Origin of the sequence: Streptococcus sp. 959 (assembly GCF_013277075.1) — a bacterium.
In the GTDB taxonomy this organism is placed as follows: domain Bacteria; phylum Bacillota; class Bacilli; order Lactobacillales; family Streptococcaceae; genus Streptococcus; species Streptococcus pseudopneumoniae_C.
On record NZ_VMMF01000018.1, the window covers coordinates 1 to 15,681 of the forward strand.

Here is a 15,681-nt window from a genome sequence, read left to right on the forward strand (position 1 = left end):
CTACTTTTTCTAATTTTTTTCAAATACTTTTTCCTTTTTTTCAAATAAAGTAAAAAGAGCCAGAATTATACTGACTCTTCTATTGTTCATTAAACTTAGAAGCACGTTCTTCTCCCCACCAATATGGGATTAGTTCTGCGACTTTCACTATCTTTCTTCTATCGTAGTCCATCATGAATTCTGCATCTTTATTTTCAGCGTTCAACTCTAAAAGGAATTCTCTGCAAGCTCCACAGGGCATTCCTGAACTTCCACCATACGGCGGTTTGTCTCGGAAGGCTAATACTTTTTTAACCTTAGTTTGTCCTGAAAATTGGTACATATTAAAGAGTGCCGCACGCTCTGCGCAGAGATGGAAAACACCACAGGTTCCCTCCATACAGAAACCTGTAAATATTTGTCCATCTTCTGCTTCTACTGCGGCTACAACATGGTTGGCATAAACAAAATCAGATACTTCATGTGGATCGTATAGTTTCTGTGCTTCTTCGTACATCTTTTCCCAGATGTCCATTATTGTACCCTTCTTATTTAGAGATTTCTTTTAACATATTTTCAATATGCTGGATTGATTTTTCACGGCCTAACAAGAAGATAGTATCTGGCAATTCGGGTCCATGCATTTCACCTGAAACAGCGATACGAATAGGCATGAAAAGATTTTTCCCTTTAATACCTGTTTCTTTTTGGACTGCTTTAATTTGTGGGAAGATATTCTCTGTTACAAATTCATCATCTGTCATCGCTTCGAGTTTTGCTTTGAAGGCTTCAAGAACTGTTGGGACTGTTTCCCCTGCCATGACTTCGCGCTCTGCTTCTGTCAATTCTGGGAAATCTGAGAAGAAGAGATCTGTCAATGGAATAATCTCATCTACTGATTTCATTTGTGGTTTATAGAGTTCAACTAATTTTTCAGCCTTATCAGTCAATCGGCCTGCTTCCTCTAAGAATGGTTTTGCCATTTCAAAGATAGTTTCTAGGTCTGCATTCTTGATATAATCATTACTCATCCAGTCGAGTTTCTTCTGATCAAAGGCTGCTGGAGACTTGCTCAGGCGGTTTTCATCGAAAAGTTTAATGAGTTCTTCACGAGAGAAGATTTCATCTTCTCCACCTGGGTTCCAACCAAGAAGAGCAATAAAGTTAAATACTGCTTCTGGTAAATAACCTTTTTTACGGTAGTCTTCGATAAACTGAAGGGTGTTGGTTTCACGTTTAGACAATTTTTTCCCAGTTTCAGAGTTGATAATCAAAGTCATGTGACCGAACTCTGGTGCTTCCCAACCAAGTGCTTCATAAACCATAAGCTGTTTTGGTGTATTAGCAATATGGTCATCTCCACGGATAACATGGGAGATTTGCATATCGTGGTCATCGATAACAACGGCAAAGTTGTAAGTTGGGTAACCATCTTTCTTTTGGATAACCCAGTCACCACCGATATTGCCACCTTCAAATTCGATATCGCCTTTGACCATATCATGCCACTTGTAGATACCTGACTCATTAACAGCCAAACGAACTGTTGGAATGATACCAGCTGCTTCACGTTCTGCGATGTAAGCTACTTTCTCCTGTTCACTCATACCAAGGTATTCGTTGATGTAGCGTGGTGTTTCACCAGCCGCTTCTTGGCGTTCGCGTTCAGCCGCCAATTCTTCTTCTGTAACATAAGATTTGTAGGCTTTTCCTTCAGCTAGCAATTGGTCGATGTATTTTTGATACAAGTCCAAACGTTCAGACTGGCGGTAGTTTTCATGTGTTTCTGGGCTTTCATCCCAATCCATGCCCAACCAACGAAGGTTTTCAAGCTGTGAACGTTCACCATCTTCGACATGACGTTTACGGTCAGTATCTTCAATACGGATAATAAAAGTTCCACCATGATGACGTGCGTAAAGATAGTTGAACAATGCTGTACGGGCATTCCCGATGTGTAGTAGTCCTGTTGGACTTGGTGCGTAACGTACGCGGATATCTTTTGACATAGTTTCTCCTATAAAGTCTCTAGGCGTCTGCCTTTTTACTCTCTATATTATATCACAAGTCTTGGCTGAGTCCAATTTCTATGGATAAAGAGAGTAAAAAGAGTGGACAAACCACTCTTTTCTTCTATTATAGACGTGCGTTAAGTTCTTTGCTCAATTCTTCAAATCCTGGTTTTCCAAGCAGGGCAAACATGTTACGTTTATAAGCTTCAACACCTGGTTGGTCAAATGGGTTGATAGCATTCAAGTAACCTGAAAGGGCGATAGCCAATTCGAAGAAGTAGATAGTGTAACCAAGAGTGAAAGCGTCTTGCTCTGGAAGAGTCACGTACATGTTTGGTACATCACCATCTGTGTGGGCAAGAAGAACACCGTCAGTTGCTTTTTTGTTTACAAAGTCAACGTCTTTTCCTTGAAGGTAACCAAGTCCATCAAGATCTTCTTCCAAAGTAGGGATAATCACGTTCTTACGAGGTTTGTCAACACGAACAACTGTTTCAAACATGATACGAGTTCCTTCTTGGATAAATTGACCAAGTGAGTGCAAGTCAGTTGAGAAGTTGGCTGAAGTTGGGTAGATACCTTTTTGGTCTTTTCCTTCTGATTCACCAGCCAATTGTTTCCACCACTCTGAGAAGTATTGAAGCGATGGCTCATAGTTTACCAAGATTTCAGTTGCATAGCCTTTACGGTAAAGGATGTTACGAACTGCTGCGTATTGGTAAGCTTCGTTTTCAGAGATTTTATCTGAAGTGTAGTCTTTGCGAGCTGCGTTAGCACCTTCCATAAGGGCTTTGATGTCAGCTCCTGAAGCAGCGATTGGAAGCAAACCAACAGCTGTCAATACTGAGAAGCGTCCACCGATGTCATCTGGAACCACAAATGTTTCCCAACCGTTGGCATCTGCTTCAACCTTAACAGCACCTTTTTGGCGGTCAGTTGTTGCATAGATACGTTTGTTAGCTTCTTCTTGTCCGTATTTCTTAACCAAGAGTTCTTTGAAAACACGGAAAGCGATAGCTGGCTCAGTTGTTGTACCTGATTTAGAAATTACGTTTACTGAGAAGTCTTTGTCTGCAACATACTCTACCAAGTCAGCAAGGTAAGTAGATGAGATTGAGTTTCCTGCGTAAAGGATTTGTGGAGCTTTACGTTCTTCTTTTGTTTGCAAGTTAGCAAAATGGTGATTCAAGAAGTCGATTGCTGCTTTGGCACCAAGGTAAGATCCACCGATACCGATAACAACCAAAACATCGCTGTCTGATTTGATTTGCTCAGCAGCTTTCAAGATGCGGTCGAATTCTTCACGGTCGTAGTTTTCAGGAAGGTCCAACCATCCCAAGAAATCGCTACCAGCACCAGTTCCTTTACGGATCAATTCATCTGCTGCTGTTACTTGTGATTGCATGTATTCCACTTCATGTGGTGCAACAAATTTGTCTAAAACTTTTGAATAATCAAATTTAATATGTGACATGTTATTCCTCCAATATTTCTTCTTTTCTATCATAACGCTTACCTTCGTTTTTTTCAAGTTTTTTTGTCGAATTTCTCCAATTTTTATCAGAATTCAAACGTTTGCGTAAAAATCCCACATTCCAAAAATTTTGAAATAATAAAAAGAAAGAACGACTAGATGTTCCAGCCGTTACAGTTCATTCAATAAATACTCAAATAATTCTAAATTGCCATCTTCTTCATTAACCAGAAACTCTGGATGCCACTGCAAACCGATAATGCGGTGCTCGTCGATAGACTCAATCGCTTCGATGGTTTGATCTCTCGGATCAATAGCAGTTACACGGAAATTAGGTGCCAAATCTTTGATACTCTGACGATGTACGGAGTTGACCTGACTTTCTTTTCCAAATAGCTTAGCCACCACGCTTCCTTCCACTGTCTCAATAGAGTGAGATGTCCCAAAAGGCAGTCCTTGCCAGTGACCTTCGATTTCTTGATTGAGGGTTCCACCAAAGGCAACATTGACAAGTTGGACACCACGGCAGATTGCCATAATTGGTTTATTCTGACGGAGCGCTTCTTTCAAAAGCGCCAATTCAAATTCATCACGGACTAGATTGTAATCATCGCTCTCGATGGTCTTTTTCTCTCCGTAAAACTGAGGATGGACATTTTGGCCTCCTGTCAAAATCAATTTGTCAATCATTTCCACATAATCGCGCACAACTGACTCATCACCAACAGGAATGACTAAAGGGAGACCACCGACTTGACGAATGCTCTCTGCGAATCTACAAGATACAGACGAATGAATGTTTTTTCCTTCTGCGTCTACAGGACATAGATTTGCAGCAACTCCTACAACCGTTCTAGCCATGATGTCTCTCCTTTCAAATATTAATGATAGTCCTATCATATCACTCAAAATGACTTTCGTCTAATATGTTTTTTTAAAGGCCGTGATAAATATTTTTTATGGACAAGAAAAAGCTGCCCACATTGGACAACTTTTTTCTTATTCAAAAACAAATTGATTGTGATAGAGTTCTGAGTAGAATCCACCTAGTTTTAAGAGTTCATGGTGATTACCACGTTCAATGACTTCCCCATCTTTAAGGACAATAATCTGGTCTGCATTGAGGATGGTCTTCAAACGATGGGCAATGACAAAACTGGTTCTTCCTGCTACAACCGCTTCCATGGCATGCTGAATCTTGCTTTCTGTCACCGTATCTACATTTGAAGTTGCTTCATCGAGAATGAGAACTTCTGGATCTGTCATCAGCGTTCGAGCAATGGAAATCAATTGCTTTTGCCCTGTTGAGAAGATACTCTGGTCATCATCGATGAGGGTATCGTATTTATCAGGCAAGCCTTCGATATAGTCGTGAATGTGGGTTGCCTTAGCTGCTGCCTCAACCATTTCCTGACTGGCATCTGGCACCCCAAAACGGATATTGTCTCGAATGGTTCCGCTAAATAAAACCGAATCTTGCAAGACAATTCCCACCTTACTTCTGAGACTATCTAAGTCATAGTCACGAATGTCTTTACCGTCAAAATAAATACCGCCAGCATCAACATCATAAAAGCGATTGATGAGGTTCATAATAGTCGTTTTCCCTGAACCTGTCGGACCAACAACCGCAGTCATCTGGCCTTTCGGAGCGGAAATGCTGACATCTTTCAAAATCGGCTTATCAGGCAAATATGAGAAATCAATATGACTAATTTCAACACCTTCTTGCAACTTAGTAAAGGTCGGAGCCTTTTCAGGTCGGATTTCTTCCTCTGCATCAAACATTTCCTGGATCCGTTCAGCCCCAGTAAAGGCCAACTGAAGACTTCCCCAACTAGCTGCAACTTGGATAATAGGCTGGTAGTACTGCTGTGAAAATTGGGCAAACATAACAATCAAACCGAGGGCTGTACTGGTTTCAATAGACTTATCATTCAAAAGTACAGCTGAACCAGCAAAGATGACGATGGCTGTATTAACCAGACTCATCCCATTCATGACAGGGAAAAGAATTCCTGAGAACATTCTTCCTTTAAAGGTTGCCTTACGCACGCGCTCATTTTGTTCAAGAAATCCTGCCATCATATCCTCTTGAATTCCTTGCACAATCACGGCTTTTTGGCCTGAAATACTCTCGTCCATATAGGCGTTGAGCTTCCCTACCTCTTTTTGCTGTAGGTTGGTGTATTTGCGTGCCATTTTCACGATGAAAATCAACATAAGAAAGGCCACTGGTGTGCTGGCAACGGTGATGAGTGCCAGCGTTACATTTCTCGAAAACATAACAAGAATCAGACCAATGTATAAAACAATATTGCTCATGACCTGAATCAAGCTCTCGTTAAAGGCTTGGAGAATATTATCCAAATCACTGGTAAAACGAGACAGGATATCGCCATCTTGTCGGCGGTCAAAGAAAGAAACCGTCAATCGCGCAAGCTTACCAAAGAGGCCTTTGCGCATCTCGTTGGTCGATTCTGCAATCACGCGCGTCATAAGACACATGTATATGACACTGGAGATAAAGAGAACCAAAACCAGCAGACCAAGATTGACCATGATTCCTGATAGACTCTGCCAAACAAGTTCTGGATTGCCATCTTGATAAGCTTGAACTAAATTAGCTAGCTCTGTTACCGCTTGTCCAGAAAAGACTGGAAAGAGGGCTTGGGCAAGAGTCGCTAGAACAATCATCAGAATGACAACTACAAATGATAACTTATAAACTTTAAAATAATTCCAAAAAAATTGAACTGTCTTCATTTTACTCCTCCTTTCCTTTCTGTGTTTCGTAGATTTCACGGTAAACAGCATTGTTGGCAACCAAGTCTGCATGTGTCCCTTGACCGATCAATCGTCCCTGATCCAGAACCAATATTTTGTCTGCATGGACAACTGAGCTAATCTTTTGAGCGATGACAATGGTTGTCGTACCTTTTAAATCCTTGTTTAAAGCTTCCTGAACCAAACGCTCTGACTTGGCATCCAAGGCTGAGGTCGAATCATCAAAAATCAGAATACGTGGATTGCTGACAATCCCACGCGCAATCGACATCCTTTGTTTTTGCCCACCAGAGAAGTTGGTCCCTCGTTCCTCAACTGGACTTTCAAAGGTTTTCTCCATACGATGAATGAATTCGCTGGCTTGGGCAATATTAGCTGCCCGCTCCATTTCAAATAGAGTAGCATCTCCCTTACCCTGTCTCAAGTTATCAGCAATTGTTCCACTAAAGAGAATGGCACGTTGGAGAACGATAGAAACTGTTTTACGCAGGGTTCCTTCACTCACTTCTCGAATATCCTTGCCTCCGATTTTGATAGAGCCCTCCTGTGGGTCAAAGAGACGTGGAATCAATTGAGCCAAAGTTGACTTCCCTGCACCAGTCGCTCCAACTACTCCAACCATTTGACCAGGTTCGATGGTAAAGCTCACATCTTTCAGCATCGGTTCCTTATCCATTGGATAGGTAAAGGTTACATTTTCAAAGCTAAGACTTCCATCCAAATATTCATCTGGGACATCCTTGAAGGTCATAGCTGGCTCTGCGTCAAGAATTTCTCGAATACGACGCATGGAAATCATGGCACGGCTGACAGAATTTCCCAAAAATCCAACCATGACAATGGTAAAGATAATCTGGCTTAGGTAATTGACAAAGGAAGCAATGGAACCCACAACAGAAGGATCCGACTGAACCATTCCCGCGACCAGCCAAATAGAGAGGAATACCGCCCCATAGCCGACCAACATCATAAAAGGTTCCACTACTGAAAAGGCATAGCCGATATAAAGATTTTGACCGAGAAGCTCGTCTGAGACCTCTGTAAACTTCGCAAACTGCTCTTTTTCTTGGACAAAGGACTTGACCACACGAACACCGCGCAGATTTTCCTTAGCAATAGCATTGATGCGCTCAAGAAGGGTTTGAAACTTGGCAAAACGTGGCCCCATCATCCCCATCATAACAGCAGTCAAACCAAAAATTAAGATCACCATGAGAACAATTACCCACCACAGCGAAGGAAGGGTTTGAACTGCAAGAATAAACGAACCGATGAACAAGAGGGGAAGTCTGAAAAGAATTTGGAAGGTCATCATGATCACGTTCTGAATCTGGTTGATATCGTTGGTCATTCGAACGACTAGATTTCCCGCATTAAATTGTTCAATATTAGCATAAGAAAAGGTTTGGATTTTACGGAAGGCATCCTCCCGAAGGTCGGATGAAACTCCTTGGGCAATATAAGCTGCAAGGACAACATTGAGCCCACCAGCAACTAGACCGACTAAGGCGACACCAATCAACCAAGCCCCAATACTATAAATAGCTTCATATTTCCCAGCAAGTAGGGCGTCTAACACTTCCTGCAGGTAACGCGGTTGCAAAAGTGAACTAGCAACCATCAAGCCTGTCATCAGGAGCGAAGCCAAGACCTGCCACTTGTAGGTTTTTATTTTCTGAATCAGCATATTTTCTCCTTAAAAAATAGACAAAAGGGATCGACAATGCGTCAGCTCCTTCTCATTCTGTTTGTGTGATGTTATTCTAGCAAAAAAGTGGGAACTTGTCAAAGAAGTCTCCTTGATATAGCTAGAATGACTAGTCATTCTAGGCTTTATAATTTTTGTTTTAACTCAACCAAAACATTCATAGCCTGCATAGGTGTCATGTTGTATATATCTAGTTTAGCTAATTCTGCTAGGATAGGATTTTCTTCTGGCGTATCAAAGAGTGAAATCTGTTCAGTGACAGCACTCGTTTGTCTCATGGGAGCAGGATTCTCTGTGCCCTGGCTCTCTAGTTGCGTCAAAATCTTATCCGCCCTTACTAGAAGGTCTGCTGGCAAACCAGCAATCTTAGCAACATGAATACCGTAGGATTTGTCAGCTGGTCCTGGTTCAATCTTATGAAGGAAAGTGACCTGCCCATCCTGCTCCAAGGTTGCCACATGAACATTGACCAAGTGTTTTAAACTAGACTCCAAACTGGTCAACTCATGGTAGTGGGTCGCAAAGAGAGTCTTGGCTCCGATATGTTCATGGATATATTCAATGATTGATTGGGCCAAGGCCATCCCATCATAAGTCGCGGTTCCCCGTCCTAACTCATCAAAGAGAATCAAAGAATTCTTAGTCGCATGCGAAATAGCATTGTTGGCCTCCATCATCTCCACCATAAAGGTTGACTGACCTGAAACCAAATCATCGGCTGCTCCGATACGGGTAAAAATGGCATCAAAAATCGGTAAATGGGCGCTTTCTGCTGGTACATAAGAACCCAACTGGGCCATAACCGCCGTCATGGCTAACTGACGCATGTAGGTAGACTTCCCACTCATGTTTGGCCCTGTAATCAGCTGAATACTAGTATCTTCTGCCATCTGAATCGTATTTGGAATATAGGTCTGAGCTCCCATAACCTTTTCAACGACAGCATGACGCCCTTTCTGGATATCGATTTGTGAGTCGTCGCCGAACTCTGGTCGAATCAAATGCTGAGTTTCAGCCACAACAGCGAGACCCTGTAAGACATCAACTGTCGCAATTCCTTGAGCTAAAGACTGCAAACGCTGAATGTACTTGCTGACTTCCTCACGGATACGCATAAAGATTTCATACTCTAGGTTGGCTGACTTCTCACGCGCCTCCAACATATCGCCTTCGATACGAGCTAATTCCTCAGTTCCAAAGCGTTCTGAGTTTTTCAGCGTCGCCTTGCGGAAAAAGTGAGCAGGCACATTTCCCAGTTGAGAATTGGTCACATGGAAATAGTAGCCATCCTTTTTATTATAGTCAATCTTGAGCGTGCTGATACCAGAGTTTTCTCGCTCCTTAGCCTCAATCTCAGCAATCCAGCTAGTCCCTTCTCTGAGCACTCGGCGGTATTTATCCAAAGTCTCATCAAATCCCGTCCGGATAATCCCCCCATCGGTAATCACATGAGGAGCTTCAGGAGCAATGGCAGCACTAATCAAGCTCTCCAACTCAGGGATTCCATCCAATTGTTCGATGAGATAGGCCAGAGCAGGTTGCTCCATCCCTTCTAAAATCGCTCGAATCCGTGGCACACTGGATAAGGTAGTCGCCAGCTGCAAGAGATCCTTGGGATTGGTCTTGCCAAAAGAAACCCGACTAGCCAAACGTTCGATATCATAAACACCCTTGAGACTGTCTGTCAAATCACTGCGCTCAAAGAAGTGGTCAAGAAAGACCTGCACCACCTCTTGACGTTGGACGATTCGCTCCTTATCAATCAGGGGACGATGGATCCAAGAACGCAAGAGACGCATGCCCATAGCTGTTTTGGTTTCATCTAAAAGCCAGAAAAGACTGCCCTGCTTCTTGCCTGAACGGGCATTCTCAACCAAATCCAGACTAGCTTTAGTCGCATAATCCATCTGTAAGAAATCTTTGATTTCATAGCGGATAACAGGTTTAAGATGATTCAATTCCCTCATCTGAGTTCGATGGACATACTGAAGCAGCTTACTAGAGGCCGCTTGCTCCACTGCTGCCAATCGTGAATCCAGTAAATGAAGGTCCTCAAAGCCTTCTTTTTCATAAGAAAGCACCAAATTCATCTGGCGACTGAGAATCTGTTCTTCTTCCTCGGACAAGTCATATCCCAGAACCACTTCTCGAGCCTTGAGGTTACGGATTTCCCCACAAACTAGCGTGAAATCCAATAGTCCCGTCACATAAAAATCACCTGTCACCAGATCCATATAAGCTAGCCCAAATTGATTGCCATCACGGTCTATGGCAACCAAGAAGTTATTCTGACTGTCCGGCTTAGTACTATCGACCACTGTCCCTGGTGTAATGACCTGAACAACCTCTCGTTTCACAACCCCAACTGCTTGTTTAGGATCTTCCATCTGTTCAGCAATGGCTACCTTATAGCCCTGCTCAATCAAGACATCGATATACTGCTGGGCAGAATGATAGGGAACCCCCGCCATAGGAATCGGATTGTCCGCATTCTTGTTGCGACTCGTTAAGGAAATTTCCAGAATCTGCGCAGCATTGACCGCATCCTCATAAAATAATTCATAAAAATCACCCATCCGAAAGAGCAAAAAAGCATCTGGATATTGCTTTTTAATATCCACATACTGTTGCATGCCGGGTGATAGCTTTTCTGTCGCCATTTTCCGTCTCTCCTTGTCAAAAATAAGTCTTGAGAGCAACTCCCAAGACCTTACTTATCTTTCATCAAATCTAGCAAACGATCTTCCATGAGTTTGGCAACGTGCTGGTCTCGACAAATGACCAATAAGGTATTGGCACCAGCAACTGTTCCTAAAATCCATTCATCCTTGTTTGCATCTACAATATTTGCCAAAACAGAGGCTTCGCCCAATTTGGTATGAAGTACCAAGGTAAACTCTGCTCTTGCAACACCTTCTAAATGATGAGACAAAAATTCCACCAAATCAATCTTTTCTGTCTCATTTGCTAGTACATAATACACCATATCATTTTTCTTGACCTTGGTCAAGCCGATTTCGCGCAAATCACGAGACAGGGTTGTCTGCGTCACAAAGACATTGTGCGCCTCCAACCGATCTTGAATTTCTTTTTGTGTACTTAATTTCTCCTCAGTAATCATTTTTTTTATTAACTGATGACGATCTCTTTTTCTCATAAAATCCTCTTATGTGAATATTTATAACTAATTTTATAACTATATTATACCAAAAAAATAGGAGATTTCAAAAATTTTTTCTTCTTTCTTTAAAATTGTGATAAAATAGTAGAAAAGTCCAAAAAGGAGCTCTTAATGAATACAAAAGAATTGATTGCTAGCGAGTTGGCTAGCGTCATTGATAGCCTGGACCAAGAGGCTATTTTAAATTTACTGGAAACCCCTAAAAACTCAGAAATGGGAGACATCGCTTTCCCTGCTTTTTCTCTTGCAAAAGTCGAACGTAAAGCGCCACAAATGATTGCAGCTGAACTAGCTGAAAAAATTAACAGTCAAGCCTTTGAAAAGGTTGTCGCAACAGGACCTTACGTTAACTTTTTCCTTGATAAATCTGCCATTTCTGCTCAAGTATTGCAAGCTGTTATCACTGAAAAAGAACACTATGCTGACCAACATATTGGCAAACAAGAAAATGTTGTGATCGACATGTCTAGTCCCAATATCGCTAAACCATTTTCTATCGGTCACCTGCGCTCAACTGTTATCGGAGATAGCTTGTCACATATTTTCCAAAAAATTGGTTATCAAACGGTCAAGGTCAATCATTTGGGAGACTGGGGTAAACAGTTTGGGATGTTGATTGTTGCCTACAAAAAATGGGGCGACGAAGAAGCTGTAAAAGCTCATCCAATCGAGGAACTTCTTAAACTCTATGTCCGCATCAATGCTGAAGCTGAAAACGACCCTAGCTTGGATGAAGAAGCGCGCGAATGGTTCCGTAAACTGGAAAATGGAGATGAGGAAGCTCTCGCTCTTTGGCAATGGTTCCGTGATGAAAGTTTGGTAGAATTTAACCGCCTTTATAATGAATTGAAGGTTGACTTTGACAGCTATAACGGAGAAGCCTTCTATAATGATAAGATGGATGCAGTTGTAGACATTCTTTCTGAAAAAGGCCTTCTTGTTGAATCAGAAGGTGCCCAAGTTGTCAATCTTGAGAAATATGGAATTGAACATCCAGCCCTTATCAAAAAATCTGATGGTGCAACTCTCTATATCACACGTGACTTGGCTGCAGCCCTTTACCGTAAAAACGAATACCAATTTGCTAAATCTATCTACGTAGTTGGTCAAGAACAATCTGTCCACTTTAAACAGCTCAAAGCTGTCTTGCAAGAAATGGGCTACGACTGGAGTGAAGACATTACTCACGTTCCTTTTGGTTTGGTTACAAAAGAAGGGAAAAAACTCTCTACTCGTAAAGGGAATGTCATCTTGCTAGAACCTACAGTTGCAGAGGCTGTTAGTCGTGCCAAAGCCCAAATCGAGGCTAAAAATCCTGAACTTGAAAATAAAGACCAGGTGGCGCATGCTGTTGGGGTTGGAGCCATTAAATTCTATGACCTCAAGACTGACCGTACAAACGGATATGACTTTGACCTAGAGGCCATGGTATCCTTCGAGGGTGAAACTGGACCTTACGTTCAATACGCCTACGCTCGTATCCAATCTATCTTACGCAAAGCCGATTTCAAACCTGAAACAGCTGGCAACTATAGCTTGAATGATGCTGAAAGCTGGGAAATCATTAAACTCATCCAAGACTTCCCACGTATTATCAACCGTGCGGCAGATAACTTTGAACCTTCTATCATTGCTAAATTTTCGATTAATCTGGCTCAAGCCTTCAACAAGTACTATGCACATACACGTATCCTAGATGAAAGTCCTGAGCGCGACAGCCGTCTAGCTCTCAGCTACGCAACTGCAGTTGTTCTCAAAGAAGCCCTTCGCTTGCTTGGAGTAGAAGCGCCAGAGAAAATGTAAATCGCCAAAGTTACTTGATTGCGGAGCAATCTAAGTAACTAACGCCAAATCCTATCAGAGATTTGGCTAGGCGCTTCACTAGTTCTGGGACATAAATATTATCGATTTATGTCCCAGAACGTCGTAACCAGAGATATTTGCCTAAACGCTTTACTAATTCACCAATCCAAATAATATTGATTTGGTTAGGCTCATGTCGTAAGCTTTTAATTACTTGATTGTAAAGCAGTTTAAGTAACTAAGACCAAATCCTATACGTAATTAGGTTTAGAGGCCTATCAAAATTTTGCTGACTTGATCTGTGAATTCACTAATTCAATCTACTCACTACTACTTCTTTATCATACAGGGAGATTTCCTATGAGCCAATATGCTTATATCCTCGTTGTGATTAGCTTGGTGTTCCTTTTTCTACTCAATAAGTACGAGAAGGAGAGACTTCAAAGGCTCTACCAAGAACAACTTTTGAAGGATGAAACCTTTAGGGATGACATCAAAGAGAAAATTCACACAACTGAAAATATCAATGATGTCATTGCTTACATCAATAAAACTTATCATCTGGGAATGTTGCTATCAAAAGACATTACAGATCAATTGAAATAAACCTAGCTATTCTTTAAGAAATATCAAAACCGAGACTAAGAGTTTAATACTTCGTCTCGGTTTTTTATGTATTTTTCAAGTAACAAAGCCACCACTCCCCCAGCAATGCAAGTGCAAAATCCTCTAGAATATGATAAAATAATGGAGAGGACTCTACTAAGGAGGAAAACATGAAAAAACAAACCGTCGCCGTCTTGGGGCCTGGTTCTTGGGGGACTGCCCTTTCACAAGTCTTAAATGACAATGGACACGAGGTACGTATCTGGGGAAATATTCCCGAGCAAATCAATGAAATTAATACCTATCATACTAACAAGCACTACTTTAAAGATGTCGTTCTAGATGAAAATATTATCGCCTACACTGACTTAGCAGAGACTCTGAAAGATGTGGATGCGATTTTGTTTGTTGTCCCAACAAAAGTGACACGACTTGTTGCCCAACAAGTTGCAAAAACCTTAGACCATAAGGCGATTATCATGCATGCATCAAAGGGATTAGAACCTGATAGCCATAAACGATTATCAACCATTCTTGAAGAAGAAATTCCTGAAGAGCTCCGCAGTGATATTGTCGTTGTCTCAGGGCCTAGCCATGCAGAAGAGACCATTGTGCGTGACCTGACTTTAATCACAGCTGCTTCTAAAGATTTGCAAACAGCTCAATACGTTCAGGAGCTCTTTAGCAATCACTACTTCCGACTTTATACCAATACGGATGTTATCGGGGTTGAAACTGCTGGTGCTCTTAAAAACATTATCGCTGTCGGGGCAGGAGCTTTACATGGTCTAGGATTTGGTGACAATGCCAAGGCAGCCATCATCGCACGAGGCTTGGCAGAAATTACCCGCTTAGGAGTAGCACTTGGTGCCAGTCCATTAACCTATAGTGGCTTATCTGGTGTGGGAGATTTGATCGTAACTGGAACCTCCATCCACTCTCGTAACTGGAGAGCCGGAGATGCTCTTGGTCGTGGAGAATCCCTAGCTGATATCGAAGCCAATATGGGCATGGTGATTGAAGGAATTTCAACGACTCGAGCAGCCTATGAACTAGCGCAAGAACTTGGAGTCTATATGCCAATTACACAAGCCATTTACCAAGTTATTTACCACGGAACCAACATCAAAGATGCTATTTATGACATCATGAACAATGAATTTAAAGCAGAAAATGAGTGGTCTTAACCCTCTAAAGAAAGGATTTTTATGACATCAAAAGTTAGAAAAGCTGTCATCCCTGCCGCTGGACTAGGAACTCGTTTCTTACCAGCAACCAAGGCCCTTGCCAAAGAAATGTTGCCAATTGTAGACAAACCAACTATCCAATTTATCGTCGAAGAAGCTCTCAAATCAGGTATTGAAGATATTCTGGTTGTCACTGGTAAATCAAAACGTTCTATTGAAGACCACTTTGACTCAAACTTTGAACTTGAATACAACCTTAAGGAAAAAGGCAAAACAGATCTATTGAAATTGGTAGACGAAGCAACTGGTATGCGCCTCCATTTCATTCGCCAAACTCACCCTCGCGGTCTTGGAGACGCTGTCCTACAAGCCAAAGCTTTTGTAGGGAATGAGCCCTTCGTTGTTATGCTGGGTGATGACCTTATGGACATCACAAATGAGAATGCCGTTCCTTTGACAAAACAACTGATGAATGATTACGAAAAGACACACGCATCAACCATTGCTGTCATGCCTGTACCACACGAAGATGTTTCATCATATGGAGTCATTGCTCCTCAAGGCGAAGGAATCAATGGTCTCTACAGTGTCGAAACTTTCGTTGAAAAACCAGCTCCCGAAGATGCACCAAGTGATTTGGCAATCATCGGTCGCTATCTACTCACACCTGAAATTTTTGATATCTTAGAAAATCAAACTCCTGGTGCTGGAAATGAAATCCAGCTTACCGACGCTATTGATACGCTTAATAAAACACAACGTGTTTTCGCCCGTGAATTTACAGGAGCTCGTTACGACGTTGGGGATAAGTTTGGCTTTATGAAAACATCTATTGACTACGCCCTCAAACATCCACAAGTCAAAGATGACTTGAAAGAATACCTCATCCAACTTGGAAAAGAATTGGCTGAGAAGGAATAAAATAAAAAGATAAGGTTCAAAAA

General features: G+C 41.8%; 12 protein-coding genes. 4 read left to right on the forward strand and 8 right to left on the reverse strand.

The window, feature by feature from the left end; all coding sequences use genetic code 11:
- Window positions 1–79: 79 nt before the first annotated feature.
- The 8 genes from HT717_RS06875 to argR form a co-directional block, all read right to left on the reverse strand.
- Window positions 80–514 carry a cytidine deaminase gene (locus tag HT717_RS06875; protein WP_049539112.1) on the reverse strand — a complete coding sequence of 145 codons (435 nt, stop codon included), beginning with the start codon at window positions 512–514 and terminating at the stop codon, window positions 80–82.
- Between the two features lie 13 nt (window positions 515–527).
- Window positions 528–1,988, reverse strand: a complete 1,461-nt coding sequence (gene gltX / locus HT717_RS06880) for a glutamate--tRNA ligase (protein ID WP_173304802.1) — start codon at window positions 1,986–1,988, stop codon at window positions 528–530.
- A gap of 127 nt (window positions 1,989–2,115) precedes the next feature.
- Window positions 2,116–3,465 (reverse strand): glucose-6-phosphate isomerase, encoded by a 1,350-nt coding sequence (locus HT717_RS06885; RefSeq protein WP_000018269.1) that lies wholly within the window; start codon window positions 3,463–3,465, stop codon window positions 2,116–2,118.
- Between the two features lie 171 nt (window positions 3,466–3,636).
- Window positions 3,637–4,326 (reverse strand): gamma-glutamyl-gamma-aminobutyrate hydrolase family protein, encoded by a 690-nt coding sequence (locus tag HT717_RS06890; RefSeq protein ID WP_000124770.1) that lies wholly within the window; start codon window positions 4,324–4,326, stop codon window positions 3,637–3,639.
- 138 nt (window positions 4,327–4,464) lie between these two features.
- On the reverse strand, window positions 4,465–6,231 hold the full coding sequence (patB, locus tag HT717_RS06895; RefSeq protein ID WP_049539108.1) for a multidrug efflux ABC transporter subunit PatB: 1,767 nt from the start codon (window positions 6,229–6,231) through the stop codon (window positions 4,465–4,467).
- Between the two features lies 1 nt (window position 6,232).
- Window positions 6,233–7,939 (reverse strand): multidrug efflux ABC transporter subunit PatA, encoded by a 1,707-nt coding sequence (patA, locus tag HT717_RS06900; RefSeq protein WP_173304804.1) that lies wholly within the window; start codon window positions 7,937–7,939, stop codon window positions 6,233–6,235.
- A gap of 146 nt (window positions 7,940–8,085) precedes the next feature.
- Window positions 8,086–10,620 carry a DNA mismatch repair protein MutS gene (gene mutS / locus HT717_RS06905; RefSeq protein WP_049539104.1) on the reverse strand — a complete coding sequence of 845 codons (2,535 nt, stop codon included), beginning with the start codon at window positions 10,618–10,620 and terminating at the stop codon, window positions 8,086–8,088.
- 50 nt (window positions 10,621–10,670) lie between these two features.
- Window positions 10,671–11,117 carry an arginine repressor gene (gene argR, locus HT717_RS06910; protein WP_001231476.1) on the reverse strand — a complete coding sequence of 149 codons (447 nt, stop codon included), beginning with the start codon at window positions 11,115–11,117 and terminating at the stop codon, window positions 10,671–10,673.
- 135 nt (window positions 11,118–11,252) lie between these two features.
- On the opposite strand from argR, the gene argS reads away from it, so the two are divergent.
- From argS to galU, 4 genes are all read left to right on the forward strand, one after another.
- Window positions 11,253–12,944 (forward strand): arginine--tRNA ligase, encoded by a 1,692-nt coding sequence (argS, locus tag HT717_RS06915; protein ID WP_049539102.1) that lies wholly within the window; start codon window positions 11,253–11,255, stop codon window positions 12,942–12,944.
- A 360-nt stretch (window positions 12,945–13,304) separates the two neighbouring features.
- Window positions 13,305–13,550 carry a hypothetical protein gene (locus HT717_RS06920; protein ID WP_049539100.1) on the forward strand — a complete coding sequence of 82 codons (246 nt, stop codon included), beginning with the start codon at window positions 13,305–13,307 and terminating at the stop codon, window positions 13,548–13,550.
- Window positions 13,551–13,720: 170 nt separating this feature from the next.
- Entirely contained in the window at window positions 13,721–14,737 is a 1,017-nt protein-coding gene (locus HT717_RS06925; RefSeq protein WP_049539098.1) for an NAD(P)H-dependent glycerol-3-phosphate dehydrogenase, read from the forward strand.
- 21 nt (window positions 14,738–14,758) lie between these two features.
- Window positions 14,759–15,658, forward strand: a complete 900-nt coding sequence (galU, locus tag HT717_RS06930) for a UTP--glucose-1-phosphate uridylyltransferase GalU (RefSeq protein ID WP_020900553.1) — start codon at window positions 14,759–14,761, stop codon at window positions 15,656–15,658.
- The last annotated feature ends 23 nt before the right edge of the window (window positions 15,659–15,681 follow it).

Bases quoted from the DNA above. Each gene is read 5' to 3' on its own strand.
- HT717_RS06875 (WP_049539112.1), bottom strand. From the start codon at position 514: ATGGACATCTGGGAAAAGATGTACGAAGAAGCACAGAAACTATACGAT.
- gltX (WP_173304802.1), bottom strand. From the start codon at position 1,988: ATGTCAAAAGATATCCGCGTACGTTACGCACCAAGTCCAACAGGACTA.
- HT717_RS06885 (WP_000018269.1), bottom strand. From the start codon at position 3,465: ATGTCACATATTAAATTTGATTATTCAAAAGTTTTAGACAAATTTGTT.
- HT717_RS06890 (WP_000124770.1), bottom strand. From the start codon at position 4,326: ATGGCTAGAACGGTTGTAGGAGTTGCTGCAAATCTATGTCCTGTAGAC.
- patB (WP_049539108.1), bottom strand. From the start codon at position 6,231: ATGAAGACAGTTCAATTTTTTTGGAATTATTTTAAAGTTTATAAGTTA.
- patA (WP_173304804.1), bottom strand. From the start codon at position 7,939: ATGCTGATTCAGAAAATAAAAACCTACAAGTGGCAGGTCTTGGCTTCG.
- mutS (WP_049539104.1), bottom strand. From the start codon at position 10,620: ATGGCGACAGAAAAGCTATCACCCGGCATGCAACAGTATGTGGATATT.
- argR (WP_001231476.1), bottom strand. From the start codon at position 11,117: ATGAGAAAAAGAGATCGTCATCAGTTAATAAAAAAAATGATTACTGAG.
- argS (WP_049539102.1), top strand. From the start codon at position 11,253: ATGAATACAAAAGAATTGATTGCTAGCGAGTTGGCTAGCGTCATTGAT.
- HT717_RS06920 (WP_049539100.1), top strand. From the start codon at position 13,305: ATGAGCCAATATGCTTATATCCTCGTTGTGATTAGCTTGGTGTTCCTT.
- HT717_RS06925 (WP_049539098.1), top strand. From the start codon at position 13,721: ATGAAAAAACAAACCGTCGCCGTCTTGGGGCCTGGTTCTTGGGGGACT.
- galU (WP_020900553.1), top strand. From the start codon at position 14,759: ATGACATCAAAAGTTAGAAAAGCTGTCATCCCTGCCGCTGGACTAGGA.